The following is a 26,173-nucleotide window of genomic DNA, read 5'->3' as shown; positions in this document are numbered from 1 at the left end:
AACGCTATGAATAAAATTGCTGAACTCAAACGCGCCAAACGACTGGCGCTCTCGCTGCTGCTGATTGCCGCCGCCACGTTCATCACGACGCTTTTCCTGCCGCCAAATTTTTGGGTACTCGGCATTAAAGCCATTGCGGAAGCGGCAATGGTGGGCGCACTGGCAGACTGGTTCGCCGTCGTGGCGCTGTTTCGTCGGGTGCCGATCCCGTTTATCGCGCAGCATACCGCCATTATCCCGCGTAATAAGGATCGAATCGGCGAAAATCTTGGCCAGTTCGTGCAGGAGAAATTTCTTGATACCCAGTCGCTGGTCGCGCTCATTCGCCGTCATGAACCGGCCTTGCTGATCGGCAACTGGTTCAGTCAGCCGGATAACGCCCGGCGGGTTGGGATGCATTTGCTGCAAATCATGAGCGGTTTTCTCGAACTGACGGACGACGCCCGTATTCAGCGCCTGCTCAAGCGGGCGGTACACAAAGCGATCGATAAAGTGGACTTCTCTGGCACCAGCGCGTTAATGCTGGAGAGCATGACCAAAAACGATCGTCATCAGGTACTGCTGGACACCCTGATCGCGCAGTTGATCGCCCTGCTTCAGCGCGACAGCTCACGCGCGTTTATCGCACAGCAAATCGTGCGCTGGCTGGAGACGGAACATCCGCTAAAAGCAAAAATTTTACCGACCGAATGGCTGGGGGAACACAGCGCAGAACTGGTTTCCGATGCGGTGAATTCGCTGCTGGATGATATCAGCCACGACCAGGCGCACCAGATCCGCCACGCCTTCGATCGCGCCACCTTTAAGCTGATCGACAAACTCAAAAACGATCCAGAGATGGCCTCCCGGGCGGAAAGCATCAAAGCGTACCTGAAAGAAGATGAGGCGTTTAACCATTATCTTGGTGAACTCTGGGCTGATTTACGCCAGTGGCTGAAGGCAGATATTAACGCAGAGGGTTCCCGCGTGAAGCAGCGGATCGCCCATGCCGGGCAATGGTTCGGCGAAACGCTGGTGGCGGATGATGCCCTTCGCGCTTCGCTCAACGGCCATCTGGAACAGGCTGCGCACCGGGTCGCGCCGGAGTTCGCCGCGTTTCTGACGCGCCACATCAGCGACACGGTAAAAAGCTGGGATGCCCGCGATATGTCACGCCAGATAGAGCTGAACATCGGCAAAGATTTGCAGTTTATCCGCGTCAACGGCACGCTGGTCGGCGGCTCCATCGGGCTGGTGTTGTATCTGCTGTCGCAAATACCGTCCCTGCTGACGTTACCCAACTTTTAAGCAGATCAATAAACACCTGGTTTTTACAGGGTTATAATGCGTGGTCTTTTCATTGTCTCCCGTGTTACGGGGAAGGAAAACCATGTCGCTTATCACCGATCTACCCGCCATTTTTAACCAGTTCTCCGACGCCCGTCAGAAAGGCTTTCTCACCGTTATGGATCTTAAAGAACAGGGGGTTCCACTGGTCGGCACCTACTGCACGTTTATGCCGCAGGAGATCCCGATGGCGGCGGGCGCGGTTGTCGTTTCCCTGTGTTCAACGTCGGACGAAACCATCGAAGAAGCCGAAAAGGATCTGCCGCGCAACCTGTGTCCTCTGATCAAAAGCAGCTACGGCTTCGGCAAAACGGACAAATGCCCCTACTTTTATTTTTCCGATCTGGTGGTGGGCGAAACCACCTGCGACGGCAAAAAGAAAATGTACGAATACATGGCCGAATTTAAGGCCGTACACGTCATGCAACTGCCCAACAGCGCCAATGACGCCGCCTCCCGTGCGTTATGGAAAGCAGAGATCCTGCGTCTGCAACAGGCTGTGGAAACGCGTTTTGGCCGCCCTATCAGCGAAGCCGCCCTGCGCGACGCGATCGTATTGAAAAACCGCGAACGCCGCGCGCTGGCCAATTTCTACCGCGTCGGCCAGCTTAATCCTCCTGCTCTTAGCGGCAGCGATATTCTGAAAGTGGTGTACGGCGCGACGTTTCGTTTTGATAAAGAAGCGCTTATCGACGAGCTCAACGGCATGGCTGACCGCGTGCGCCAGGAGTGGCAGGACGGCAAGCGGCTGGACGCCCGCCCGCGTATTCTGATCACCGGCTGCCCGATTGGCGGCGCGGCAGAAAAAGTGGTACGCGCCATTGAAGAAAACGGCGGTTGGGTCGTCGGATTTGAAAACTGCACGGGGGCAAAAGCCACCGAACAGTGCGTTGAAGAGACGGGCGATGTCTATGACGCGCTGACCGACAAATACCTCGCAATTGGCTGTTCCTGCATTTCGCCCAACGACCAGCGGCTGACGTTGCTCAGCCAGATGGTAGAGGAGTATCAGGCGGACGGTGTCGTGGATGTGATTTTGCAGGCCTGTCATACCTATGCCGTTGAGTCTATGGCGATTAAGCGCCACGTACGCCAACAGCACAACATCCCTTATATCGCCATCGAAACGGACTACTCCACTTCGGATATCGGGCAACTCAGCACCCGCGTCGCGGCCTTTATCGAAATGCTGTAAGGAGCGCCCGTGACGTATTCGATTGGCATTGATTCCGGCTCCACGGCGACAAAAGGCGTTTTGCTGGCGGAGGGCGTTATCACACGCCGTTTCCTCTGCCCCACGCCGTTTCGCCCCGCCGATGCTATCCACCAGGCGTGGGAAGCGCTAAGCGCAGGGCTGGACACGCGCCCGTTTCTGACGCTAACCGGCTACGGACGCCAGCTGGTTGATTTTGCCGATAAACAGGTGACGGAAATCTCCTGCCACGGGCTGGGGGCGCGCTTTCTGGCTCCTGAAACCCGCACGGTCATCGACATTGGCGGCCAGGACAGCAAAGTTATTCAACTGGATAACGACGGTAATCTCACCGACTTTCTGATGAATGATAAATGTGCCGCCGGAACCGGGCGTTTTCTGGAGGTGATTTCGCGCACCCTCGGCGCCAGCGTGGATCAACTGGATACGATCACCGACGGCGTTGAGCCTCATGCCATCACCAGCATGTGCACGGTTTTTGCCGAGTCTGAAGTGATCAGCCTGCGCTCTGCGGGCGTTGCGCCAGAAGCCATTCTTTCCGGCGTGATCAACGCGATGGCCAGACGTAGCGCCAATTTTATCGGCCGACTGTCTGCCGGGGGGCCGTTGCTGTTTACCGGCGGCGTCAGCCACTGTGCGGCATTCGCGCGTATGCTGGAAAGACACGTTGCGATGCCGGTTTACACCCATCCTGACGCGCAGTTTGCCGGGGCCATTGGTGCGGCGCTGATTGGCCAACGCCAGAGAAAACGCGGATGATGGAATATCTGTTTTTATTTCATTCGACGGTGGGCGTCATTCAGACCCGCAAAGCGCTTCAGGCTGCGGGAATGACCTTTCGGGTGGCGGATATTCCGCGCCAGCTACGCGGCGGCTGCGGGTTATGTATTTACCTGCACTGCCCCCCCGGCGAAGAAACGCGGTGGATTATCCCCGGTCATACCGAATCCATCTATCGCTGTGTGGATGATGGCTGGCACTGCGTAAAAACGATCGACGCCTGCTGAATTTCCCAACGCGTATACCTTGCCGGGCTCTCACATACCCTCTATTTTTTACTTTTTATTATCATTTACACATGTAATATAACAAACACAAATTAACGCGCTAAGTGAGAGCAAGTATGGTTCAGGGCAATGCCGATTCAAACCGTCATGCCATCAGTACGGCACTCTTCGGCTTAATGGTACTGACGCTGGGAATGGGGATCGGACGTTTTCTGTATACCCCTATGCTACCGGTCCTGCTGTCTGAAGGTCAGTTTACCTTCGCGGCGCTTTCCTGGATTGCCAGCGCCAACTACGCGGGGTATCTGGCGGGCAGCCTGTTGTTCTCCTTCGGCGCCTTTCACCTCCCTTCTCGCTTACGGCCAATGCTGTTGACGTCGGCAATAGCAACCGGGGGATTAATCCTTGCGATGGCGATATTTACGCAACCTGCCATCGTGATGCTGATCCGTTTTCTGGCCGGGGTCGCCAGCGCCGGAATGATGATTTTTGGCTCGATGATCGTCCTGCAACATACCCGTCACCCGTTTGTGATTGCGTCGCTTTTCTCCGGCGTTGGCGCCGGTATCTTGCTGGGCAACGAGTATGTTATCGCCGGTTTACGCTATGCGCTTTCTTCCCATATGCTGTGGTCAGGCGCTGCCGTTATCTCCGCCGTGTTACTGCTGCTCCTGGCGCTCCTCATCCCTGCCCGCGCCCACGCGTTGCCGCCCGCTCCTCCGGCGCCGACGCATCATCCGCTGATGCGCTGGTGGCAACTGGCGCTGCTGTATGGCTTCGCCGGATTTGGCTACATCATCGTCGCCACCTATCTGCCGCTGATGGCGAAAAACGCGGGCTCGCCGCTACTCACCGCCCATCTCTGGTCACTGGTGGGACTGGCGATCGTTCCCGGTTGTTTTGGCTGGCTGTGGGCGGCAAAGCGCTGGGGCGTATTACAATGCCTGACGGCGAATCTGCTGATTCAGGGGGTCTGCGTCATACTCACGCTCGCCAGCGACGCACTGCCGCTTCTTATTATCAGCAGCATTGGTTTTGGCGCGACGTTCATGGGGACAACCTCGCTGGTGATGCCGCTGGCGCGGCAACTGAGCGTGCCGGGGAATATCAATCTGTTGGGTCTTGTCACGCTCACCTACGGCATCGGTCAGATCGTCGGCCCACTGTTAACCAGCCTGTTAGGCAGCGGCACGGAGGCGATCGCCAGCGCAACGCTTTGCGGCGCTGCGGCCTTATTTTTCGGCGCCGTCATCAGCATGATTCAACTTGTTAAGCAGCGGCAGTTTACGCAAAAAAGAGAATGCTGAAGAGCGCTGATGGCAAGCAGAGTGAACAGGTTGCCCATTAACAACCCTGACATAGCAGGTTTACCCCTGCGCTTAACCGTGATACGGTCATTTTTATGAACAAACAGACTGCGATTCCCCAACGCCATAACCGCTGGTGGCTGCCTGACTAAAGGCGGCACGGTTCTGTTTTATCCCCGTATTAATAGCCGCCGAAAGGCGGCTATTGCGTTCCAGAGACGTCTTTCGGTTTTTTTCACGTAAAGGAGTCTTTGATGAACACAAAACCCACCATTCTGACCGGCGATCGCCCTACGGGCGCCCTGCACCTCGGGCACTACGTTGGCTCACTGCGCCAGCGCGTTGCTTTGCAGCATACCCATCAACAATTTGTGCTGATTGCCGACCTGCAAGGGCTGACCGATAACGGTACGAACCCGCAAAAGATCCGCGACAACATCCCGGAAGTGCTGGCGGATTATCTGGCCGCCGGTATCGACCCTGAACTCACCACGCTCTGCCTGCAATCCGCCTTACCTGCACTGGCGGAACTGACCATGCTGTATATGAATGTCGTCACTGTCGCCCGCGTAGAGCGTAATCCGACGGTGAAAAATGAAATTGCGCAGAAAGGCTTTACCCGCTCGTTACCGGTCGGATTTATGGTCTACCCCATCAGCCAGGCGGCGGATATCACCGCGTTTAAAGCGGAATATGTGCCCGTAGGAGACGATCAGTTGCCGATGATCGAGCAGACTAACGAAATCGTACACAAGATGAACAGCCTGCTGCCTGCCCCGCTGCTACGCCACTGTCAGGCGATTCTGAGCGACACCGGCCGCCTGCCCGGCATCGATGGCGGCGCTAAAATGTCAAAATCTCTCGGCAATACCCTGCAACTCTCCGCCAGTGAAGAGACGATCCACAAAGCGGTTAGCGCCATGTACACCGATCCTCACCACCTTAACGTCAGCGATCCGGGTCAGATCGAAGGAAATGTCGTATTCACCTGGCTGGATGCCTTTCACCCGGACAAAACGAAAGTCGCGGCGATGAAAGCGCATTATCAGCAGGGCGGGCTTGGCGATCGCACCTGTAAAAACGAACTGGAAGCCTGTTTGCAGGAGTTGATTGCCCCAATGCGCGAGCGGCGGGCAACCTATATTCAGGATAAAGGCATGCTGATGCAGATACTGCAACAAGGCAGTGAACGGGCGCATGAGGTCACACAGACAACGCTACGGGAAGTGAAACGCGGGCTGGGATTGCCCGTACTATTTTAACGCTTGTCAACCCGGCGTCAGGGTTGCCGATCGTGTTACTCCTCCACATTTTGCAGAGTGAACAAAAAGCTTTACACCGCGCACACGATAAGAACGATGCGGCGATCTTTTACGCAATGCCTGCGCTGACTAAAATAGCGCCTGCATTTTAAACAGAGGATTGTTGTTATGTTGTTCTGGAAAAAGATGGTGAAGAAGATCGACGCATTCTCAACGTTGATTCCACCACGCTACTTCCGGGTGTAAATCCAGGCAGGCCTGTCAGCGACAGGCCTGATTGCTTTTATGAGTTTTATTCTTGCGCAGTCCGCATTTTCTTAACACCACCACCCACACCCTCAGCCAGGCGTAACGATAAACCAGCGGATGCTGTAACCTGAGTAATGTCAGAAACATAGCGCCTCCCGCTAACGGAACGTCGGCAGTAAACCAAACACATCCAGCACCACCGTCAGATACACAATCCCTCCGCCGACAATCACCAGATTCAGCACCGTATTGTTACAGGGGGCGGTATAACGCGCCGTGGCAAAACGCTTACGGGACGCTTTCACCAGAAATGGCGGCAGGATCACGCTCCAGATGGTAAACGCCAGTCCCGCATAGCCAATCGCGTGGACAAAACCATTCGGGAAAAAGAAACAGACGGCAGCGGGCGGGAAATAGGTCACCAGCGCGGTTTTCAGTCTGCCGATGCCGTTATCCGGGAAGTGGAACAGATCGGCAATATAATCAAACAGACCCAGCGTAGCGGCCAGCAGCGAACTGGCAACGGCAAAGTTACCGAAAAAGGTCAGGATTAAATCCATATAGCGACTGGTAAACAGCCCACTGATGGCTTCCACAAACACATCAATATTGCCGCCTTTGGCAATGATCGGCGAAAACTCGGCGCGGCTGATATTGCCCATCGTCACCGCCAGCCAGAAGATATAGAGCAGCACGGCAAACAGGGTGCCAATCACGATGGAACGCGTAATATGGGATACGCCGTGGGTGCCATACAGTTTCACCAGACTCGGCACATTGCCGTGAAAACCAAAGGAGATAATGCAGAACGGCAGCGTCATCAGAATATAGGGCAGATATTGCGTATTCGGCAGTGCGATGGCGACGCTATCGACCAGTTTCGCCACCTCAATATGGCCGATTAGCCCGGAGAACGTGGCAAAGAACGCCACAAACTTACCGACGATCAGAATGGTGGTGATCCGCCCGACCAGCAGCGAGCTGTACCAGGCGATTACGCCAACCAGCATACTGACGACAATAACGGAGATATTTGCCGGGAAACGAAAACCGCTATATTTAAACACCGTCTGCGCCATCACCGCCGATGACCCGGAGATATACGCATAGGTTAAAATATAGAGTACAAAACCAAAGGCGATGCCAACCACGATATTCCACTTTCGCCCTAATAGATCCTGAGTAAAGGTATTAAAACTGGCTCCGGCACCATAGTGAAGGTTCACTTCCACCAGCATCAGGCCGGTTAATAACATCATGATGGCAATAACGATCAGAATAACAGAGGCGCCGGGAAACCAGACTCCCGCCATCGCAATAGGCAGGGAGAACATTCCCCCGCCGACTACCGTTGCGATGACAAGCATCGTCCCGCTAATAAGTCCGGGGGAACTCTGTCGTTCAATGGCATTAATATCCATGATAAATGTTCCTGTTGACTATTAATTATAATTACGGCTGTCATTTGTACATCTTCGGATAATAAAAAACCAAAAGCCCCATTAAAAAATGGGGCTATCAATACCATTAAATATAATCAAAACGTGCAGTAAAGAAGCGCAACTGCTTAGGCTCATAAATAAACTTCAGCCCGCGAATATCCTCTTTATGCTTATAGAGTTTAATAATGCCATCGGCCACCACATCCATATGCGCATAAGTATAAACGCGGCGTGGAATAGTCAGGCGTACCGTTTCCAGTTTTGGCCGGTGGTGATCGCCCGTCTCTTTATTACGCCCTGCGGAGATGATGCCACGCTCCATGCTGCGCACGCCCGTTTCCATATAGATGCTTGCCGCCAGACTCTGCGCCGGGAACTGGTCCTGGGTCAGGTGTTCGCAGAAGCGACGTGCATCGAGGAATACCGCATGGCCGCCTACCGGTTCAACAATCGGCACACCTGCCGCCTTCAGCTTATCGCCCAGATAACGAACCTGCTTCACGCGGTGCTCGATGTACTCAAACTGCATGGATTCACGCAGACCAATGGCCATTGCTTCCATGTCGCGCCCGGCCAGACCGCCGTAGGATGGCATCCCTTCATATACCACCACCAGCTCTTTAGCCGCCGAGAACATCTCATCATCGTTCATGCACAGGAACCCGCCGATATTCACCAGGCAGTCTTTTTTCCCGCTCATGGTACACCCATCGGCGTAGCTGAACATCTCATGGACGATCTCTTTGATGCTCTTGTTCTCAAAGCCTTTTTCCTGCTCTTTGATGAAATAGGCGTTCTCTACGCAGCGGGTTGCATCGTAGAAGACTTTAATGCCATGCGCCTGCGTCAACTCCCTGACGGCACGCATATTCGCCATCGAGACCGGCTGACCGCCCGCAAGGTTCACCGTCACCGCCAGGCAGATATAGGCAATATTTTCGGCGCCCTTTTCGTCAATCAGTTTTTGCAGCTTTTTAAGATCGATATCGCCTTTAAAGGCGATATTCAGACCGGCGTCATGCGCCTCATCACGGACGATATCCACAAAGGTGGCGCCATTTTTTTCCTGATGATAACGCGTGGTGGTGAAATACATATTCCCTGCAACATATTGCCCCGGTTTAATCGCCAGCTGCGATAACAGGTTTTCCGCCCCGCGCCCCTGGTGCGTAGGAACAATATGTTTAAAGCCAAACAGCTCCTGAACCGTTCTTTCCAGATGATAAAAGTTTTCACTGCCTGCGTAGGCCTCATCACCAATCATCATCCCGGCCCACTGCTTATCACTCATGGCGTTCGTACCACTGTCCGTCAGCAGGTCGATATAGATATCTTTCGAGTTCAACAGGAAGGTATTGTAGCCCGCTTCCTGCATTTTTTGGATGCGCTCATCACGCGAGATCATAGATACAGTTTCAACGCTTTTAATACGGAAGGGTTCTGCCGGATAATTCATTTTGTTTCTCCAGTTAACAGTGGTCATGTTCGTATTAATGTGAAGTAAAGCATACCTGGTCCATCAATAAAGATTGATGGAATATAACTATCCGCCTCCTGATTCAGGGGGAGAAATAATGTGAGGGCACTATACAAGATTTAATTCATGAAGAAAATAGCTCCGTCAATATTCGCCATTGGCGTAAATCATAAAATCTGTAAATACGCGTGATTTAAATCACATAGCATTTTTTTACTGACTCAATTTCAACAAGTTATTTTTTATCTTTTGAATTGCAGTTTCCCTCCAGACGCGGTAAAAGAGAGAAAGCAGTGAAAACTTAACTTTCCAGCCTCTTTTCCGCTCACATTGTCGATTTTGTATACCAGGCTATTGTGAGATTGCGATCACCCTCCGCGCTTAATTTTGTGACCAACATCACCAAAAGTGTAAAGTAAAGTTTACGATACAGATCGATTTCAGAGATTACGATTTGCTTCAGGGATGAGGTTCACATTTTTGGTATGGATTTGGGGAGAGTAGATAAGCAGCAAAGTTCACGTAGTTTGAGAATAAAAAGAGACCGTCGAACACAACAGTTGCCAGTGGTTTTGATGAAGAACATTACTCTCTGCTGACGAGGTGGGATTCGCTATCCAACAGATACGCAAACAATGTGACCCATCATAAAAGCTTTGATAAAGGAACGATTGGACCAGACGAGACTATGCACGTACAGATGTCGAAGATGATGAATGGAGGCAGGATTGTCGACAGGCTGTTCTGTGTTCTGCCGACAAGCTGATTGACGTGCCGTAAGGGCTTGTAGAATGGTACATGAGAGAGGTGTTAAGGGGATAAGTGCGAAGGCCGGACTCGAATTTCAACATTAATCAACTGAATTTTAAGTGATTAATAATCTGTTCATGGTTGATGTATACTCAGTTGTATACTCAACTGCTTTTTACTTCAAAATCAGACAGTAATGAATCTACAAAATCACGCGAAGCACTGCAACCTAACGCGGTTGTACCACCTCAGACAAAGGAAGCTTGTTGGAGTTGAACTTCTTTGTTAATGACTTGTAAAAATGCTTTTCCTCTCCGTATATTATTGTATATCTGAACTCCTCATTCAAGGGACTCTAAGGGATAAGAATGTCAGACTCAACAATCAAAAGCTATGGTGGAATACTCCGCATTGGGGCAGGACTCAGCATCGTTCTGATGGCGCTCACTGCCATTTTTATCTGGTTTTACCTAACGTGGATTGGCCGTCTAGATATATTCCTTCAAGCTGTCACTTTTAACGAGCTATTCTCCTTCTCTGGGATTATATTTTTAAGTAGCATTATATTGTTCTGTGGCGTACTGTTTCTACCTTGTTTGTTAGGGTGCCTCGTTATACATAGCAATCAAAATAATGCCAAGTCAAAGCGAAAGAAAATACTTCTAGCACGTGTTTATGCTGGAAACTCTTTTCTATGCATAACTTTTATCGCTTTAATATCTTTGTTTGACATAGCCTCAGGAGAATTCATATTCATAACCTTGATGTTATTGACTGGTATTATTAGTACTTTTATTGTATTAACTCTTCAGAGAAAATGCATACACACTCATCTGAAGCCATTAAAAACAATAAAAAAGTTAAAAATCCTATTATTAGATTATTCAATGAAACCCTTTCTACTGGGAATCATTTGCTGGCTAGTAGTCTTCCCAATGACATTATTGAGCAAATTCTTACACATCGAAAATGGAATGGACGACTACCAGCAAACCTCGTTACTCCTGGTGTATGGTACATTAGTAATAATAGTCAATATATTTCCATGCATCTTTTTTTTACGACAAGATTTTTCTAGCGGATGGTTTAAACCTCTGAGAAATACTACAGGTTTTGTTTTCACTTTATTGCTACTGTCATCAACCTTCATGCACGTCATTCCGTTACTGATTGTCAACATGGCATTTCGGATGACTGGGATGACGATCATGGAACCAGTTACAATTTCTATCAAAACGGATGAAATTCCTTCTGAAATGCTTCATAGCAGAGGATGGGTGTATCAGCTCTCAGAGGATAAAAAATTTAACTTAGTATCAGGAGTTATCTTTTTTTCATATGGCGGAGTTTATCTTGTCTGTCCTAAAGAAACGACCCAAAAATTTCGTGAAAGCATAATCTTCGACATACTGTCTGAAGAAATAGAAAAAAAAGCAAGAGAAGAAATAAAAAAATCAGCCCAGCAATGTATTGCAGTGGATAAAAGTGTTTTAAACTTTTGAACCCGTGTTTTGTAAACTCTCAAACCTAATGCATACACTAATAGCAGGCAGATTACTCTGCCTGCTATTAGTGAGAATAGTAAATCCTATACAGTAGATTAATCAGATTTTTTTCTTGGACTACCAATAGCCTGTCGCGCCTGCAAAATATCGGCAGCCCGAAGATAGGGTGATTGTTCCTGACAGCTAAATTCCCTGTAGTTGATACGAACCAGCTCGTACTCTTCCACCAGAAAATTAACATCGTCAATTAAAGTGATACAGGCATCAATGTGATCCTAAATAACGGAGTATCGTTCAGAGCCAAACCATAGTGTTGAGTCAACAGATGTGACAGCAGTGTTTGCCTGGTGGTCACAGGGGACGGGCGTGACGATGCCGTCCGCGCGGGGGACGCAGAAAGAGTTTGCATAAGGTTTCTCTCTTTGTAAGGGCGTTTAAAAGAAAGGTGGTACGGGGTTTACGTGGTTGTTTTGGATGTCGGGTAAATCGCGAGGTAAACATAACCACAACTGCCCAACGTGTCGGCTTCGCATGTCAGCCCTTTCGCATACAGGGTCACGGCATGCTGGTGACGGGGATTAAGTTCACCGCTGGTCAGCATCAACTCCAATTGCTTTAACAACAGCGGAAAAGCCTGGTCCAGATGACGTAAATCTGCCTCGCTGAACTGGCCGGTGATACTGGTCCGGTCAGACAGATAATGCAGACGGTTTCCTTCCTGCACAAGACGCGCGCTGAAATGCGGCGTGATGGCGCATTTCAGCCCCCATTGCAGCGTATCCGTGACTTTATTGCCGGTATCTTTTTTCATGTTGATGTTCCTGTGCTGGTGGTTAGTTGAGAGTGATGCTGCGAAGAATGACATACGGGCCGTTGCGGTCCTGACGGCGTTCGGCAAAGACGGCCAGTACGCCACTGACATCCTGCACCTCTCGTCCGTAGTAGTGGCAGACGCTGCCAGACCAGTAATATTTTCCGGTACAGAAGCGAAACAACCGCGACTGCGGATGCTGGCGGTATATCGTCATCGCCTGACGTTTACTGATAATTTTCATGCTGTTGCTTTCTTCTGAAATTACAGCCAGCCCCGTTCGGCAAATGAGACGATATCCATTCCGCCAACCACAAGGTGGTCCAGCAGCCGTATATCTACCAGATCTAATGCCTGTTTAAGACGTTCTGTGATTCGTCTGTCAGCATCGCTGGGTTCTGAATGCCCAGAGGGGTGATTATGTGCGAGTAAGGCCGCTGCAGCGTTATGTTTCAGACCTGCCTTCACCACTTCGCGTGGATGCACACTTATGCTGTTGATGGTTCCGAGGAACAGCATGTCATCGGCAATAAGCCGGTGCTGATTGTCCAGCCACAGGACTGTGAATGCCTCGCGATCCATTGGGGCAAGCTGCAGTCGTAGCCAGTCGCGGACGGTGTGACTGGAAGTAAAGACCGCGCCGGGTTCACGTAACTGTTGCTCCAGTAGAGTCAGCGCTTCCAGGATGGTTCGCTGTGCAGAGGCAGGTAATTCACAGGCAAACAGCTGTAGTTGCTGTTTCATGGTCATCCCCTTCAGTCGATGAGGTGCATGATGGCGCTGCATTCGGGGTGGCTTAGTGCGTAGCCACGCAACCGGTAATAGTGGGCCGTCATGGCATCACATTCCGTTCGGCAGGCATGATAGCTGTATTCCAGCAGACAGGCCGCGATACCGGCCGCCATGGAGCTCATTGCGCCGCGGTTGCCATTCATGGTATTGAACAGTGTCCACTGTTCATCGTTCTCATCATCCGGCTCGGGGGCCATAAAAGCCCCACCATTGCTGAGTGTGTAAAAACGCCAGATGCCGCCGCTGTAATTTTCACAAAGCCGGTCCATCCAGCCGAAGATACGGGGCTCCAGCAGTATCCACTGCGGGATACCGCCAAAGTGCTGCGGCCAGAAATGAAGTCGCTGTGCATCAGGCAGCAAAGTAGCGGTAATGGGAACCGTATTGTCAGTACTGACGGGCGTGTGCAGACTGGTGGTGTTATTCATGGGATATTCCTTATGAAAGATAATCATTGAGGGCCCGTTGAACAGGGCCTTACGGTTGAGAGGCAGGCTTAGGGGGGACAGAAAGATGGATTATTGGCAGGTTACCTCATCCAGGCAGAAGACCAAATGTAGTCCACTTCAGCTCATCACCTGCTGTAGTTCTTCTGCCATTACCCATAATGCGCGGTTAAGCTTGATGTCGCCGTCGATACCGTTTACTGCTCTCGTCCGACTACGTTTCCCCTGTGCTGAATGACCGGACAGACCTCCTTTACTCAGATTTTCCTGCAGGCGGTTGAAGACACTCCACAGGTCATTCTGTTCATCCTGCCAGCGGCGGGCACTCAGCACCTGAGATTCGGTGACGGGCTGATGCTCTTCACCAAAACGGTACGTCAGGGCTGCTTTCGCCAGCGCCTGCTGCGCCGGAGGGGGCAGCAACAGAGACTGCATGGCATCTCGCTTCTCCTCCACCCGGTCAAATACCCCGAGCACTTCATAAGCACCTTCAATGACTTTCTCCACCACATCTCCTTTATGGGGCACCCGCACTTCACCCAATGACGTCCCGCAGACCAGGCCGTTACAGCAGACGCTGCGGAACAGCCCCGGCAGCATCTGATAACTGCTGGAGCCGTCATGCGAGTTGAGCAGAATAATTTCCGGGACCTGCTGACCAGTAATTTGCCCTGCACGGCGTAAGCGCAGCATGTGTTTGGTGTGCTCCCGGCGACTCGGGTCACGGACGCGAGTCTGGCAGGCAAAGAACGGCTGAAAACCTTCACGCTGCAGACTCTCCAGCAGTGTGATGGTGGGGATATAAGCATACCGCTCACTGCGGGAAGCATGCTTCTCTTCACCGAACACGCTGGGGGTATGCTGCATCAGTTCATCATGGGTTAAGGGGCGGTCGCGGCGGATCAGATTAACGCGACCAAAGCGGCTGGCTAATTTCATGGGATTACCTTTATGGATGACATAAACGAAAAAGCCCTGCTCGTATGAGCAGGGCTTCAGAGGGGTGTATCAGGGAATCGCAGGATTCTTTAATGACAGCGAAAGTTACCGCGCGGTTACTTCGACTCTGTATTGGTTGGGTTATTCTCCGCCGGTAAAGTGGCTTCAGCAGGCGCAGCGGTTAAGCCACCCTGGATAATTTTGTGTTTAGCAAAAGCCTCCGGCATCGCATTAATGCACCAGGTGATATAAAAGACATTGAAGATAATGACATAGAACACATTCATCTTCAGTTCGAACTTAAAGGTGTTCAGTACGTAGCTCTGAAGAGCCGAGCGTGCTTTAAAGGCCCAAATGATGTACATCACACCGCTGGCAATGGACAATACGCCGCCGAGCATGGCAATAGCGTCCATAGTCGAGTCATAACCATACATTCCCGGGTCGGTTGTGCCCATCAAACTGAGTTGGCGCGAAATACCGTAGCAGATGGCTATCCACAGCACGTAAAGGTCAGAGGAAAACGAGACTTTCGTGGTGTCGATAATGATGCTTTGTTTACGGTAGAGCCACATCAGTGGATAGATACCGAAGGTGACGAAGGACAGTAAGACAAAATTCAGCGTTTTCGTGTTAAGACGAGCTCCGAGCGTGGTGATGTCGGTCATAATTGATTTCCTTATTATTCGGGGGATTTATTCAGGAGGATAAATTTGTTGATAATGCGGGGCTTATGGAGCAGCAAATCCAGAAATGCAGCCATCCGTCCCGAATTCAGGAATGACTCCAGAGGCACCCTGCAACGTAAAGACAGCAGCCTTCACACCATCCCCTGAAACAATCACTTTTTTGCCTTTACGCAGTTGGTTCCAGCCAAAGCCAAAATTGTCTGAACCAACATGTGATTCACTGTCTCCCATCTCCACTTTTTCGTTATTGTCGATTTTCACTTCCAGCCGTTTTTCCGTATCGCTGCTAACCTGATTGCCATGAATATCGGTGAATATCACGGTGGCAGCGCGGGAAGCGGTATCCTCACAGGACAGATAAAGCGAGGACTGCCCCTTACCCAGAACGATAAATTCTGATACCCCTTGTCCCCAGCCTGAAGTCCACTTCTCAGTACTGCCGAAGCCGAAAGCGGCTGATGACATCAGTAATGCGGAAAGTACGATAATTTTTTTCATATAAACTCCTTACACGCCAAAGGTATCGACGAGGAAAATCATGGCGAACACGATGAATATCGTGAGCAGAACGTTGATGATGAAGCAGCGGAAGATTTTCCGTGCCAGTCGGTGTGGGAATGCCATAGAGCCCCTCAGTCTCTGACGATGAGAAAGAAGGGCAACCCGGCAAGAATCGGGTCGATAATCATCGCGAGAATAAACCATCCCCAGAACGACCTTCCGGCCCCCTTAGCCAGAAAGCCCAGCACGACGGCCAGAAAAATCCATAACAAAACCAGTGGCATGTCATCTCCTTATAATGTTTGGATGTGTGTATCCATATCTGTTTTATTTCAATCAGATAGCAGCATTTCAGCTCAAGTTTATAACCCGATTGAATGAAGGGATAATGAATAAAACCGATCGGAACGATCGACGAAATCGATCATGAATAAACAAAAATATTTATCGTTGGACGTGAAAAACTAATCGAAGAAGAAGGACCACACGCTGCGGGCAATATGAGCGACGGTATGCGTAACTGCCTGCAGAGTCTTACGGGCAATCAGTGGCAGTGGTGCATTGTCAATAACGCGGTCAAGTGTATCGACGACGGCGTCACTAAAGCCGCTGTGGGCGGTTTCCCGGACGGGCGCGGAGTGATATGACTGATGCAGATGGGGCAGCAGCGGGCTGCGTGCCTGCTTTGGGAGGCGGTTTATCATTTGCTCCACGATACGAGCCAGGTGATAGCGCCCTTTTACGGATACAGGAATAATTACGTCATTCTGTATACCCAACTGGCTGGCAACAGCCTGCTGTTTACGTTTGATATTCTCAAGCTGAGTGGACGATGGCGTGGCTGAGTGCCAGTTCCATCGTTCGGAAGGCTCCACTTTATCCACCTGATTGAGTATCCAGAGCACCGACGGCATGGTGCTGCCGCACTGCGCCAGGATTGCCTGATAAAATTGCTCTTCCACAGAGAAGGCCCGGTCATCCGCTTTTAGCACCCACAGCACCATATCCAGTTTCGGGAGTTGTTCCTGATAGAGCTCGCGGTATTCTTTATCCCGGCTCTGACTCTCGCCCACACCAGGCAGGTCCACCAGCGTGAGATAATGTTGCCCAAATCGCAGACGTACGCGCTGTGGTTCACGGGTACAGGCTTCCACGGCATTAACGGCACAGATTTCACTGCGGAACAGGGCGTTGCAGAGGCTGCTCTTACCGACACCTGTTTTACCCATAATGCCAATGACGGGTTCGTAAGTAATTAACTGACTCAGTTCTTTCATCAGGGTGTGACGTAATACCCGGGGATAGCGACGTAAATGGCGACGGATAATCTGATATCCGGAAGGCTGTTTCATTGAACACTCCTCAGAAATGAAACAGGCCATCCCAGAGGATGGCCTGATGAACGATATGCGCTGTTACTCAATGAGATAATATATATCTGAGATTTTTTTAATGTTTACGTTTCAGCGCTGAACCTCCCCATGCTCTGACTCCGGGGATCGACCTCACTCTGCGCTGGAGTGTCCCCAGATAGAGAAGAAACTCGTCGGGATTATCGGTGTTGTACCGAAAGGCAGATATTCCGCCACATAAATCCTCATTGATGAATGAGCCTTCCTGTACCTTTTCACAACAGGCCAGACGGGGATGCTTTCCCCTGCAGTACTGAATATTGCCCAGCTCGGTATTGTAATTAATGACTACCGGATAATCACTCCAGCCTCCCTCACGAGCCGCCTTTGCAACCGAACGGACCCATAACTCACTCAAACATTTCGCGATATCGCTGGCACTGGCATCCCCAGGAATGTAAAACAGTGCGTAAATGTAGGGGCGATTTACCCGTTTTTCGTTACATATCAGCCATGAATATCCAGCGACGCACTTCCCGTATTTAAGCACCCGCATGTGATTCAGAAAATGCTTAAGTGCCAGATGAGTCTTCCTGGCATGCTCTCTGGCGCTGTCTTCTGAATACGTGCTCCCCCTGTTGGATTGGGTGATCACAAACGAGAATTTCAGGGCTCTGACCGCGCCTCCGGCAGAGAGATTCCGGAATAATTCCTTAAAGGATTTTTCAATGTTTTTCGCCTGGCGAGAGGAGTAGTAACTGTTCATTTTGAAAACATACAAGTTATGTAAATTGACATACATGTTATAGCTAAATCATTATGAGTCAATGCCTTAGGCAATGGCATCGGCTGTGTGAAAAACCCACATATTAAGTGACTTAACCGCAGGACGGTTATGCCTGCATTGAGCCCTGAAACAACGATGTCTGTAGCGTCTGGATGGGGGATCACACCAGAACGGCAAACGTTGGATTAAGGAATAAAATGATATTTTATAGAGAAGCACTTTCATAACGTCCCCCCTTCCATCTCTCCCCCAGAAAACAATCTCAACTGCTTCACGATCCCCATCCTCGTTTCAAAACTAACGCCAGTATCTATTCCCATGACGATATCACCCACATGGAGATTCAGACATGGCTTATCACGACATTACCGACATCAACTTTAATCATATTCAGCACCGTCCCCTGCAACGTAAATTGCATCATCACCAGAACCAGTTATTTGAGCGTTACTCAAAGCTGCTGATGTTACGGGTGGACTTCTCCTACCGACTGAATAGTGACTCACATCGTGAGGGAGACATTCACGCCGCAGTAGCGGACATGACGCTGCTGCTACAGCAAAGCCAGGACATCAAAGGGCTGGTGGGTTACGCATGGGTTCTGGAGCATACCGAACAGCATAGTTATCACATTCACGCTGCGTTTTACCTGAATGGCCAGAAGCATCGTCAGGCGTGGACGGTCTTTGAAGCGCTAAGGAATACCTGGAAGTATGTAACCCGGGATGAGGGGCATGCATATCGCTGCGAACCCGAGGAGCATTATCGCGTGAGGGGTGAACGGGTGACGGCCCATGACGATACCAGGGGGCGCAAGGGAATGCAGTACATTCTGAGCTACCTCAGTAAACAGGCCCAGAAAAACCGGGGGGTTATTTACCAGTTGAGTGAGATTCCTGCTGCACCAGCCGCTGGCAGACGGCGAAACGCCAGCCAGGCTCCCGTTCAAAAATTACGGCAGTGAGTCATTGTTTGAAGAACGTTCGGTATCTCATCACACGAACGTCTTCTCCCTTACCTCTGACGGAGAAAAACGATGACCACCCCAACCAGTATTCTCAGCGATAAGTTAGTCGATATGGCCTTTATCACTCAGCTTACCGGCTTAACCGACAAATGGTTCTACAAGCTTATTCAGGATGGGATATTCCCTAAGCCTATCAAACTCGGACGAAGCTCCCGCTGGCTACAAAGCGAAGTGGAAGCCTGGTTACAGCAACGCATTGCAGAGTCACGGGGCTGAACACGCACGACGAAGAAACATAACCGCAGGACATGGCAAGCACCGGTACGCTGGATTTGTCTGCAGTGCCATCGACAATACTGCGGGGAGCGCATGTGTCCGTTCTGCTACAGTATGGTCAAAGTTATAGCCGCCGCAGCTAACTGAGTCATCCCCCTCAGCCCCCCCACTCATACACTTAAATCTATACCCCGCCTGATACCCAGCATGACGGTGCCCATACCGGGACGGTCTATGCCTGTGTGTCATATGGCGGAGAGGACTATTACTATGTACCCAAAATCATTTCTTGCCCTCAATAACGCTAGTCGCCTGACCGGTGCCAGAACCGCACTACGCTCTCCTGACGAACAATACACCTGCCAACACTGCGGCAGTATTCTGGTGCTGCACGTTGACGCTGAGCGCCCGTGGTTTGCGCATACCGATGCTGCACTCACTGAGCGAGGCACGCAAGGTTGCCCTTACGTTCACCCTGCGGCTGATGAAATTCAGTTGATACGCAAGCTACGTCGTTACGTACCCAATGCGAAGCCGGTGGTCAGTCATGCAGATCAATGCACCAGTGAATATCACGCTTACGGAGATGAGGAGGTCATATGCTCCTGATGCCATGCTATTGGGCTCTGAATACCAGAGGTGAGCAAACAGGCAGCAGAAGAGCGGCCAGCCAGCCTGAAGAAAGCTGGACATGCCCGTCCTGCGGATGTCGTTTGGTACTGCATTCTGATGACCCTGGCATTCGCGCCTGGTTTGAACACGACCAACGGTCAGTGGGGAATGATGTACTGAGGCAGTGCAAGTATCGGGACGACTTTGCCACATTGCCGGGAGACTGGCACACAAGGTTTATATTCACATTCTTTCCTCTGGATGCGTCTGCCCCAGTCGGGGCCTGGTACTGCGTCTGGTGCGGGCGTCACTATGCGGGTGAGAAACACTGCGCGGCCTGCAACACAGGTATCTACAGCATTGAGGAGACCGCATGGCGGGAGAGTTATATTTGTCCTGTTGACAAGCCTGCGCAACCCTCCCCCGAAGATCAGGGAGGCAACTGACCATGACGATACGATTCAGACCAGCGGAGTATGTGATTACCTCTGATGGTGAATGGGTAGCTATCGATGAACTCACTTTCCTGCATGCAAGACCACTACTCTGTGGTTCTTGCCATATCCCGGTGGTTGTTACACAGAGTGGCACTGACTGGCAACTGATTCATCGGCCACGAACAGAGATGGACAGGAAGCGGGTGAGCCGCTGTTGCTACAGAGAGCGCTCTGTATCAGCAGGAATACGCAGATTGTAAGCGCCATATTCTTGGATAGCCGCTATTGGCACCAACCTATTGCCACTAGTGATAAAATAATATTTATCAATTAGTTGAAAACTCTAGTGGCAAATTAAACAACTAAGCACCTTTCAATATTGCCTCAAAATCAGCACCACTCAAATCAGGAGTTGCACACAGCATATCCCTGGCCAATGCACGTCGACGCTGCAGAAGGTCATCCAGAGTTTCTTCAAAAGTAGTGATTTCAGTGTCCCTTACCGTCGGATAATAGACATACACGTCTTTAGTTTGCCCAATTCGGTACGCCCGGTCCGTTGCCTGATCTTCTTTGGCTGGATTCCAGCAACGAGTGAAATGAATAACATGATTGGCTTTCTGGACGTTAACGCCGAACCCGACAGCAACCGTAGAGAGAATAATCACCCCAAACCCAGGCTGCGCCTGAAAATCATCAATCAGGCGCTGGCGGCTGTTTTGGCTTTGACTTTTAGTACTGGTATCACCATTGATAATGACAGGGCGGAAACCAAACTTTTGGTGGATCGCATGTTGAAGCTCGCGCTGTAAATCTCGAAGCTCCGTAAAAATAATGACCTTATCTTTCGAGATATGTTTTATTTCTGCGAGTATTTTCAGCAGCCAGTTAAGCTTGGGTGAGTTATCACGAAAACGTGGCTCTGGATTAACTACTGCAGGGTGTGCACAGATGAGTTTCAGTCGGTGTAACAAACCTAACATACCGGTTCCGGACTGCTGCATCCCTTCACTCAGTGCTTGCTGTTGTTGCCAATTTGCAACAGACGAAAGGTAGAGTTGTTTTTGCACGCAAGACAACGTCAATTGCTTACAGCTTTCCACTTCAATTTTCTGAGGTAAATCACGCGCAACCTCTTCTTTGGTTCGGCGTAAAGTCTGAGGCTCTATCAGCGCCCGCAGGCTTTCCAGCCGTTCCGGATCGCGGCCATCTTCGTTCTCGATGGGGCGAACATAGTGTTTACCAAATTCATTTAGAGCCCCTAATAATCCTGGCTGGGCAAAATCAAATAAGCTCCACAGGTCGACAAGTGTGTTTTCGACTGGCGTTCCTGTGCATGCCACTTTAAACCTAGCTTGTACCGCGTTGGCCGCATGTGTGATTAACGCAGCTGGGTTTTTTATTTTTTGTGCCTCGTCGCACACCATAATGGACCACGGCTGGCGTGCCAAAGAAAACTCCTGGTCGCGAAGCGTTTCGTAGGTCGTCAGGATGATTTTCGCCTCACCTTGCCAGCCAGGTTTAAGCAGGTTTTTGATCCCCTGAGATTGCAGATGGGCAGGGATAGCCTGTTTGGGATATTTCACCGCTTTAATGGTCTCGCCATACAATTTCAATACCGGTATTCCTGCGGTATAGAAGAAATTGTCCAGTTCACGTTCCCAGTTATCTAAAAGAGAGACAGGAGCAACAATGAGACTTGGCGGTTCTTGCGGGAATTTTTCAATGAACCATACCAGGAAGCTCAGAATTTGCAGCGTTTTTCCCAGCCCCATATCATCCGCCAGCAGGCAACCTGCAGTTTCCTCAGGTGAACGAAGGAAGAGTTGCTGGAGCCAAGCCACACCTTCACGTTGATGGTCTTTGAGTCGGATATGCTCTTTAAGGCTCAGAGGAATTTCAGGCTCGGCATGACGAGCATTGAGGAGTGAATTGCGGCGCTGTTTGATGTAGGCCGCCTCTTCAATATTCTGCTCAATTTTGAGTACGGCTCGGGCCGTTTTATCTGCAACGTTGCCTTGAGATTGATTTGCAGTGCTTTGCTGTTTTTCCCAGTTCTTACTGAAGGTTTTAGCAGCATCCAACGGTAATTGGTTGTCATTCCATGGTGCGGTGATATGCGTTTCACCTACAGCTTCTGCCTGAGTAATTCTCTCCTGCAGTTCATCGAAATGGTGAAGATTTTCAGGTTGCCAGCCAGACAGTGTTTCGACTGAAAACGCGGAGAAATCGATGTCGTCAGGAAGCCAGTTTTCACTCTGCGCTTTGGTCAGCCAGGGAGAAGAGATTTTTTCAAATTCACCAATGCCAATCACTCGATCGCCATACTTCGCGATATCCAGCACATCGCTAAATTCTTTTCCTTCTATTTCTTGCTGCCAGCGAGTTAGAAGTGCCTGGCAATCGTGCCACTGCTGTTCAGTGAACTGACTTAATTCCAGCTCGTAACCTTGCCATGAACCGGCAGGCATCTGTGCAGCGACGCTAATACCGAGTTGCTGTATGAATTTATCCAGCTCCCAGGGGGCTGAGAACCCAAAAGTGATTTCTGGCTGGGGAACAGGTGAAACAGGCTCAAGTACCAGCGTAACTTCTGCGATCTTATTTTCCGCATTCAGTTGAGGTATCAACCTGAAATGATGAAAGAAAATCCTGGCATCAAACAGTGCCTGTTCATGTTCTTCAGGGGCAATAACACTGGCGGCATCTTCGCCCAAAAATGTATAGGGATTGCGAACAAAGGAAAGCGCTTCACTTCCGGCCACTCGACGGCCTGGGATAGAGTGTATTGAGTTTAAGACCTCTTTCACTTCGGGAGGGATAATGACATGGCTGAGTTCGCCATTCTCGCCGGGAATACGATAGCTATCGTGAACCTGCGAGTTTTTGTCAAAACTGCCTAGCCAGTTAGCAGGCTGGTCCTCGAAATGGGGCTCAATTTCGATAACAGCAGTATCAGCAACCGTTGCTTTACGCAAACGTAATGACAATGAAGTTGGTTTGACGACATGCGTTTTTTCTAAATAATCATCAAATTTTGCGGCTGCTTGCTTCGCACATTTGCGGATAGCGGCCCATCCCAACTGGTTAGTGGTTTCACCAGGAGTCTGATTTTGTTGTGTACTGAGTTGTTCTGTTGCCTGTAAGAGTGCCCAGTTTTCACGCGATAACAGGTATTGCTGATTTTCATGGGTTAAAATGGCACCGGTACGACTGAAACGGATCGGCTTGCGGGCTGAAAGCGTAGCCCATTCAGCAATCCAGACGCGAAAATCATGGTCACTTAATGCGCCACGTGAACTCAGGCTTGCGCGTAAAGGCAGTACGTCAGGTACACCGATAAGAGGCAGGCTGCTGGCATGTTCCTCATCCTCCAGCAGGCGATATAGTGCGTCCCAACTCAACAACCACCGGTCTGTAAGTGATATCAGATAGTCTTCTTCAGCCAGTTGTTCAAGCCAGGATACCAGTGCCCAAAGCTGCGCATCATCAACCAGCGATAGCGGAAAGCTAAGTCCGTTTTCCTCAACCTGGTACTGATTCTTTAGGTGGTATTCTATCTGCTGACGGTTTCCCGTCAGTTTACTTAACAGACGTTTCAGCATTATTTGATCCAGTAACGATGCGGTTCTTTAGCCACGGGCGCAAAGCCTAGTCGTAACAACTCTCTTTCTATGGTGTCGTCAGGTGTATTGAGCTGTACGGACAGCACGCCACCTTTTTGTCGATTATCGCTGACGATACATGAACTACCTTCAACCAAGTGCTGTATAGCCATATCACGCAACGGGTTGATGATTTTGATGGCAGACAGAGATGCGGGGGAGGTCACTTTCTTATCGACAAACCTGACGGGTTCTTCTGCCATCCACCGAATGCCCAACTTGCGTAGCTCATCGTCGTATTTCAACATCCAGCCGGTTATCCGGACTTTGTTATACCCCTCAGCACGAGGTGCATGGGGTAGCCTGAGCGCGCAGCGCCCCTGATCTTTTAGATGAATGTTGATATCAAGCGTGCGTGATTCAGGGTTAAATGGCGCGTGACCTATTCGATAGGCATACATCGCATTGCCTGTCCCGGAAAACTCAACGAACAGATAATCGTTGATCTGCATAATCATGGCGTTATCAAAGCTACGTCCGCCTCGTAAATAGCTCAATCGCCCCTTATTCTCTTCGCGGAATTTCACAAAGTCGCTACCACGGTCTTGCCAGGCATCAGTCCCCATGACAATACGAGTAAATCCCATCTGGTTGGCGAAACGCAGCCAGTAGTGCAATCGTGCCTGATCAACATCGCCATTACCGCGCAGCAATTCAAAGAAATGCATCAGATCTTGTTTTGCCAGCCATCCCCGGACCATCGCAGCAACCGGCTCGGAGGCATACTGATGCCATTTATTCTGCTGGCTTTTCAGTTGCGGGTTATCCCAGTATTCCAGCGCGGCCAGCTTCAGAGCTGAATGTGCCTGATCGCGATAGCCAGAATGGTAATAGCGAGTCAAGGTCGCAGTCATGATGTCATCACGGAAATGCTCCCACTGCGCAGCCAGACCTAACAACCAGCTAATTTTGTCCAGAAACTGGGGATCGTCGAGTGTGTCCAGTTGCGCTAAAAGCACTGTGAAAATGCGTTTCCACAACCAGCTGCTATTAGGTATTTGCGCGATTTTTTCTAGCGACGAGAGTGAATTACTCTCGCCTGCAAGTAATTGTCTAGAGATCACGCCTCCCGCTTGCGGGGTAAAAATGTCGTGATAAAACTCAATGGTTTTCATCCACGGTTTTTCACGTCGTATAGCCGCTTTCACCACCAAGTAACCCTGAGAAATATGCCCACGCAGTACGCACCAGTGTGGGTTTGTCTCAGGTGATGGGTTCTGGTAAGCAAAATAGCTAGAACAGAGTGCGGCCCAGTCCTTGCGTTTCAACGCATTAGTTTCAAGTCGCTTTTTGATGGCATTGTCTACTTCAGGGAAAAACGCATCATCCTCCAGTAGGATTGGCTGGTCAGGAGATGACGGATCATTATCGACAAGGCCATAAAACACCATCCGCCACTCTCGCTCCGAGAGTTCTTGTGCAAGGCGAAGGCGACGCAGAGCTGCCAGCCGCATTTTTTGTGGCGGTAAAGGGATTTTTTCTGCCTTATCAAACCGCTTTTCCATGTCGAGAGCAGCGGAGGCCAGCGCGTGGAAATCATTATGCAGATAATGGTCATCCCGCTGGCTGGAAGAGAGCCTCGCTGCAATGCGTTGAGAAAGAGAGTTCAGGGCGGGCGTCATTGCGGCATCACCAACTGGCAAACTTCTTTATTGACGACGGGGGGGAAATCCACTTCATCGGCCCCATCACGTTTATCTTTAAGTCCGAAGAACTGCATACGTAATTCGACGCGGCGGCTGGCCTCCTTACTTTCCTTGGCATTATTGAAGGAGACGCCACCCGCGAGGAAAAGTTTACGGATTTGGAGCTGCTGTTCTGCAGAGATATTTTTTTGCAGAGGGCTGCGGCTATCGAGCAGACTACACATTACCCATTCAGAACGTTGCAGGGAGAGATGTAGGTTGTATAAGTACGAACCGTCGGTGTCGGTAAACCCTTCAATGACAATTTGCTTAAACCACTTTTTACCTTCTTCACTGTTGGACGCTTCCAGCACAAGAGGAACAACATCCTGCAATGCTTTTTGCCCTTCAGCGTTCAGGAAAAATTGGTTGTGATCGAAACGCCCGGCTTCGCCAAAGCTGATACGGTTATCGTGGCAATCCACCACGATGGTTTTGTTCACATTGCGGGCATTCAGTTCCAGGCGCTCACACAATCTGGAAATATCCTGCCCCCGTGTTTTTTCACCTTGCTCCGCACGTTGAATACGCTGTGTAACGGAACTCAGCGACGCAACCATAACGACCAGAAATAACACCATCATGGCAGTCATCAAATCGGCATAGGAGATCCAGAATGGTTTCTCCGCTTCATCGCTGCGGCGTTTTTTAACGCCAAATGCATTTCCAAACATCA

26 protein-coding genes and 1 pseudogene are annotated in these 26,173 nt (G+C 50.4%); 11 read left to right on the top strand and 16 right to left on the bottom strand.

What is annotated here, in order from left to right; all coding sequences use genetic code 11:
* Positions 1-6 precede the first annotated feature (6 nt).
* From OGV67_RS16330 to trpS, 6 genes are all read left to right on the top strand, one after another.
* Positions 7-1,287 (top strand): DUF445 domain-containing protein, encoded by a 1,281-nt coding sequence (locus OGV67_RS16330; protein ID WP_058669144.1) that lies wholly within the window; start codon positions 7-9, stop codon positions 1,285-1,287.
* Between the two features lie 82 nt (positions 1,288-1,369).
* Entirely contained in the window at positions 1,370-2,521 is a 1,152-nt protein-coding gene (locus OGV67_RS16325) for a double-cubane-cluster-containing anaerobic reductase (RefSeq protein ID WP_058668525.1), read from the top strand.
* Between the two features lie 9 nt (positions 2,522-2,530).
* Positions 2,531-3,298, top strand: coding sequence for a putative 2-hydroxyacyl-CoA dehydratase activator YjiL (gene yjiL / locus OGV67_RS16320; protein ID WP_115615165.1), 768 nt, complete (start codon positions 2,531-2,533; stop codon positions 3,296-3,298).
* Positions 3,295-3,546 carry a putative Se/S carrier protein gene (locus tag OGV67_RS16315; protein ID WP_115615166.1) on the top strand — a complete coding sequence of 84 codons (252 nt, stop codon included), beginning with the start codon at positions 3,295-3,297 and terminating at the stop codon, positions 3,544-3,546. The genes yjiL and OGV67_RS16315 overlap by 4 nt, the downstream gene beginning before the upstream one ends.
* 116 nt (positions 3,547-3,662) lie before the next feature.
* Complete coding sequence (locus OGV67_RS16310; protein WP_115615167.1) at positions 3,663-4,853, top strand: MFS transporter; 1,191 nt, start codon at positions 3,663-3,665, stop codon at positions 4,851-4,853.
* 254 nt (positions 4,854-5,107) lie between these two features.
* On the top strand, positions 5,108-6,115 hold the full coding sequence (gene trpS, locus OGV67_RS16305) for a tryptophan--tRNA ligase (RefSeq protein ID WP_049010413.1): 1,008 nt from the start codon (positions 5,108-5,110) through the stop codon (positions 6,113-6,115).
* Positions 6,116-6,522: 407 nt separating this feature from the next.
* Here trpS and OGV67_RS16300 read toward each other — a convergent pair whose 3' ends face one another.
* Positions 6,523-7,785, bottom strand: a complete 1,263-nt coding sequence (locus OGV67_RS16300) for an aromatic amino acid transporter (protein ID WP_012134247.1) — start codon at positions 7,783-7,785, stop codon at positions 6,523-6,525.
* A 106-nt stretch (positions 7,786-7,891) separates the two neighbouring features.
* A complete protein-coding gene (locus OGV67_RS16295; RefSeq protein WP_049010418.1) occupies positions 7,892-9,262 on the bottom strand; it encodes a tyrosine phenol-lyase in 1,371 nt (456 codons plus the stop codon).
* 1,139 nt (positions 9,263-10,401) lie between these two features.
* Here OGV67_RS16295 and OGV67_RS16285 point away from each other — a divergent pair.
* Entirely contained in the window at positions 10,402-11,535 is a 1,134-nt protein-coding gene (locus tag OGV67_RS16285) for a hypothetical protein (protein ID WP_115615168.1), read from the top strand.
* A 98-nt stretch (positions 11,536-11,633) separates the two neighbouring features.
* Here OGV67_RS16285 and OGV67_RS16280 read toward each other — a convergent pair.
* From OGV67_RS16280 to OGV67_RS16230, 11 genes and pseudogenes are all read right to left on the bottom strand, one after another.
* Positions 11,634-11,947, bottom strand: a pseudogene (locus tag OGV67_RS16280) (TA system toxin CbtA family protein).
* A 48-nt stretch (positions 11,948-11,995) separates the two neighbouring features.
* Positions 11,996-12,349, bottom strand: a complete 354-nt coding sequence (locus tag OGV67_RS16275; RefSeq protein WP_115615169.1) for a type IV toxin-antitoxin system YeeU family antitoxin — start codon at positions 12,347-12,349, stop codon at positions 11,996-11,998.
* A 22-nt stretch (positions 12,350-12,371) separates the two neighbouring features.
* Positions 12,372-12,593, bottom strand: a complete 222-nt coding sequence (locus OGV67_RS16270; protein ID WP_115615170.1) for a DUF987 domain-containing protein — start codon at positions 12,591-12,593, stop codon at positions 12,372-12,374.
* A 20-nt stretch (positions 12,594-12,613) separates the two neighbouring features.
* Positions 12,614-13,093 carry a RadC family protein gene (gene radC / locus OGV67_RS16265; RefSeq protein WP_115615171.1) on the bottom strand — a complete coding sequence of 160 codons (480 nt, stop codon included), beginning with the start codon at positions 13,091-13,093 and terminating at the stop codon, positions 12,614-12,616.
* An 11-nt stretch (positions 13,094-13,104) separates the two neighbouring features.
* Positions 13,105-13,569 carry an antirestriction protein gene (locus OGV67_RS16260; RefSeq protein WP_115615172.1) on the bottom strand — a complete coding sequence of 155 codons (465 nt, stop codon included), beginning with the start codon at positions 13,567-13,569 and terminating at the stop codon, positions 13,105-13,107.
* 138 nt (positions 13,570-13,707) lie between these two features.
* Entirely contained in the window at positions 13,708-14,526 is an 819-nt protein-coding gene (locus OGV67_RS16255) for a DUF932 domain-containing protein (RefSeq protein ID WP_115615173.1), read from the bottom strand.
* A gap of 116 nt (positions 14,527-14,642) precedes the next feature.
* A complete protein-coding gene (locus tag OGV67_RS16250) occupies positions 14,643-15,194 on the bottom strand; it encodes a DUF4234 domain-containing protein (RefSeq protein WP_103777300.1) in 552 nt (183 codons plus the stop codon).
* A gap of 63 nt (positions 15,195-15,257) precedes the next feature.
* Complete coding sequence (locus OGV67_RS16245; RefSeq protein WP_103777301.1) at positions 15,258-15,713, bottom strand: YfjT/YkfB family phage-associated protein; 456 nt, start codon at positions 15,711-15,713, stop codon at positions 15,258-15,260.
* 134 nt (positions 15,714-15,847) lie between these two features.
* Positions 15,848-16,000, bottom strand: a complete 153-nt coding sequence (locus OGV67_RS16240; RefSeq protein WP_181899697.1) for a hypothetical protein — start codon at positions 15,998-16,000, stop codon at positions 15,848-15,850.
* A 180-nt stretch (positions 16,001-16,180) separates the two neighbouring features.
* Positions 16,181-17,068: a GTPase family protein gene (locus OGV67_RS16235; RefSeq protein WP_103777302.1), complete on the bottom strand. Its 888-nt coding sequence runs from the start codon at positions 17,066-17,068 to the stop codon at positions 16,181-16,183.
* A 97-nt stretch (positions 17,069-17,165) separates the two neighbouring features.
* Positions 17,166-17,870, bottom strand: a complete 705-nt coding sequence (locus tag OGV67_RS16230) for a hypothetical protein (protein ID WP_167809831.1) — start codon at positions 17,868-17,870, stop codon at positions 17,166-17,168.
* A gap of 334 nt (positions 17,871-18,204) precedes the next feature.
* Between OGV67_RS16230 and OGV67_RS16225 the strand changes: the two genes are divergently transcribed.
* From OGV67_RS16225 to OGV67_RS22190, 4 genes are all read left to right on the top strand, one after another.
* Complete coding sequence (locus OGV67_RS16225; RefSeq protein ID WP_115615174.1) at positions 18,205-18,819, top strand: YagK/YfjJ domain-containing protein; 615 nt, start codon at positions 18,205-18,207, stop codon at positions 18,817-18,819.
* A gap of 72 nt (positions 18,820-18,891) precedes the next feature.
* Complete coding sequence (locus tag OGV67_RS16220) at positions 18,892-19,098, top strand: helix-turn-helix transcriptional regulator (RefSeq protein ID WP_103766691.1); 207 nt, start codon at positions 18,892-18,894, stop codon at positions 19,096-19,098.
* Positions 19,099-19,368: 270 nt separating this feature from the next.
* Entirely contained in the window at positions 19,369-19,707 is a 339-nt protein-coding gene (locus tag OGV67_RS16215) for a DUF7828 domain-containing protein (RefSeq protein ID WP_147294137.1), read from the top strand.
* Positions 19,698-20,156: a putative zinc ribbon protein gene (locus tag OGV67_RS22190; RefSeq protein ID WP_115615175.1), complete on the top strand. Its 459-nt coding sequence runs from the start codon at positions 19,698-19,700 to the stop codon at positions 20,154-20,156. The genes OGV67_RS16215 and OGV67_RS22190 overlap by 10 nt, the downstream gene beginning before the upstream one ends.
* 353 nt (positions 20,157-20,509) lie before the next feature.
* Here OGV67_RS22190 and zorD read toward each other — a convergent pair whose 3' ends face one another.
* The 3 genes from zorD to zorB1 are packed head-to-tail and all read right to left on the bottom strand — an operon-like array spanning position 20,510 to position 26,171.
* A complete protein-coding gene (gene zorD / locus OGV67_RS16205) occupies positions 20,510-23,752 on the bottom strand; it encodes a type I Zorya anti-phage system protein ZorD (protein WP_115615176.1) in 3,243 nt (1,080 codons plus the stop codon).
* A complete protein-coding gene (zorC, locus tag OGV67_RS16200) occupies positions 23,752-25,434 on the bottom strand; it encodes a type I Zorya anti-phage system protein ZorC (RefSeq protein ID WP_115615177.1) in 1,683 nt (560 codons plus the stop codon). The genes zorD and zorC overlap by 1 nt, the downstream gene beginning before the upstream one ends.
* Positions 25,431-26,171 (bottom strand): type I Zorya anti-phage system protein ZorB1, encoded by a 741-nt coding sequence (gene zorB1, locus OGV67_RS16195; protein ID WP_115615178.1) that lies wholly within the window; start codon positions 26,169-26,171, stop codon positions 25,431-25,433. Before zorB1 ends, zorC begins: the two co-directional genes overlap by 4 nt.
* Between the last annotated feature and the right edge of the window lie 2 nt (positions 26,172-26,173).

It is taken from the genome of Citrobacter sp. CK188, assembly GCF_030333525.1.
In the GTDB taxonomy this organism is placed as follows: domain Bacteria; phylum Pseudomonadota; class Gammaproteobacteria; order Enterobacterales; family Enterobacteriaceae; genus Citrobacter_B; species Citrobacter_B koseri.
This window is presented reverse-complemented; position numbering and strand designations above follow the sequence as displayed.

Bases quoted from the DNA above. Each gene is read 5' to 3' on its own strand.
- OGV67_RS16330 (WP_058669144.1), top strand. From the start codon at position 7: ATGAATAAAATTGCTGAACTCAAACGCGCCAAACGACTGGCGCTCTCG.
- OGV67_RS16325 (WP_058668525.1), top strand. From the start codon at position 1,370: ATGTCGCTTATCACCGATCTACCCGCCATTTTTAACCAGTTCTCCGAC.
- OGV67_RS16315 (WP_115615166.1), top strand. From the start codon at position 3,295: ATGATGGAATATCTGTTTTTATTTCATTCGACGGTGGGCGTCATTCAG.
- OGV67_RS16310 (WP_115615167.1), top strand. From the start codon at position 3,663: ATGGTTCAGGGCAATGCCGATTCAAACCGTCATGCCATCAGTACGGCA.
- trpS (WP_049010413.1), top strand. From the start codon at position 5,108: ATGAACACAAAACCCACCATTCTGACCGGCGATCGCCCTACGGGCGCC.
- OGV67_RS16300 (WP_012134247.1), bottom strand. From the start codon at position 7,785: ATGGATATTAATGCCATTGAACGACAGAGTTCCCCCGGACTTATTAGC.
- OGV67_RS16295 (WP_049010418.1), bottom strand. From the start codon at position 9,262: ATGAATTATCCGGCAGAACCCTTCCGTATTAAAAGCGTTGAAACTGTA.
- OGV67_RS16285 (WP_115615168.1), top strand. From the start codon at position 10,402: ATGTCAGACTCAACAATCAAAAGCTATGGTGGAATACTCCGCATTGGG.
- OGV67_RS16275 (WP_115615169.1), bottom strand. From the start codon at position 12,349: ATGAAAAAAGATACCGGCAATAAAGTCACGGATACGCTGCAATGGGGG.
- OGV67_RS16270 (WP_115615170.1), bottom strand. From the start codon at position 12,593: ATGAAAATTATCAGTAAACGTCAGGCGATGACGATATACCGCCAGCAT.
- radC (WP_115615171.1), bottom strand. From the start codon at position 13,093: ATGAAACAGCAACTACAGCTGTTTGCCTGTGAATTACCTGCCTCTGCA.
- OGV67_RS16260 (WP_115615172.1), bottom strand. From the start codon at position 13,569: ATGAATAACACCACCAGTCTGCACACGCCCGTCAGTACTGACAATACG.
- OGV67_RS16255 (WP_115615173.1), bottom strand. From the start codon at position 14,526: ATGAAATTAGCCAGCCGCTTTGGTCGCGTTAATCTGATCCGCCGCGAC.
- OGV67_RS16250 (WP_103777300.1), bottom strand. From the start codon at position 15,194: ATGACCGACATCACCACGCTCGGAGCTCGTCTTAACACGAAAACGCTG.
- OGV67_RS16245 (WP_103777301.1), bottom strand. From the start codon at position 15,713: ATGAAAAAAATTATCGTACTTTCCGCATTACTGATGTCATCAGCCGCT.
- OGV67_RS16240 (WP_181899697.1), bottom strand. From the start codon at position 16,000: ATGCCACTGGTTTTGTTATGGATTTTTCTGGCCGTCGTGCTGGGCTTT.
- OGV67_RS16235 (WP_103777302.1), bottom strand. From the start codon at position 17,068: ATGAAACAGCCTTCCGGATATCAGATTATCCGTCGCCATTTACGTCGC.
- OGV67_RS16230 (WP_167809831.1), bottom strand. From the start codon at position 17,870: ATGTATGTCAATTTACATAACTTGTATGTTTTCAAAATGAACAGTTAC.
- OGV67_RS16225 (WP_115615174.1), top strand. From the start codon at position 18,205: ATGGCTTATCACGACATTACCGACATCAACTTTAATCATATTCAGCAC.
- OGV67_RS16220 (WP_103766691.1), top strand. From the start codon at position 18,892: ATGACCACCCCAACCAGTATTCTCAGCGATAAGTTAGTCGATATGGCC.
- OGV67_RS16215 (WP_147294137.1), top strand. From the start codon at position 19,369: ATGTACCCAAAATCATTTCTTGCCCTCAATAACGCTAGTCGCCTGACC.
- OGV67_RS22190 (WP_115615175.1), top strand. From the start codon at position 19,698: ATGCTCCTGATGCCATGCTATTGGGCTCTGAATACCAGAGGTGAGCAA.
- zorD (WP_115615176.1), bottom strand. From the start codon at position 23,752: ATGCTGAAACGTCTGTTAAGTAAACTGACGGGAAACCGTCAGCAGATA.
- zorC (WP_115615177.1), bottom strand. From the start codon at position 25,434: ATGACGCCCGCCCTGAACTCTCTTTCTCAACGCATTGCAGCGAGGCTC.
- zorB1 (WP_115615178.1), bottom strand. From the start codon at position 26,171: ATGTTTGGAAATGCATTTGGCGTTAAAAAACGCCGCAGCGATGAAGCG.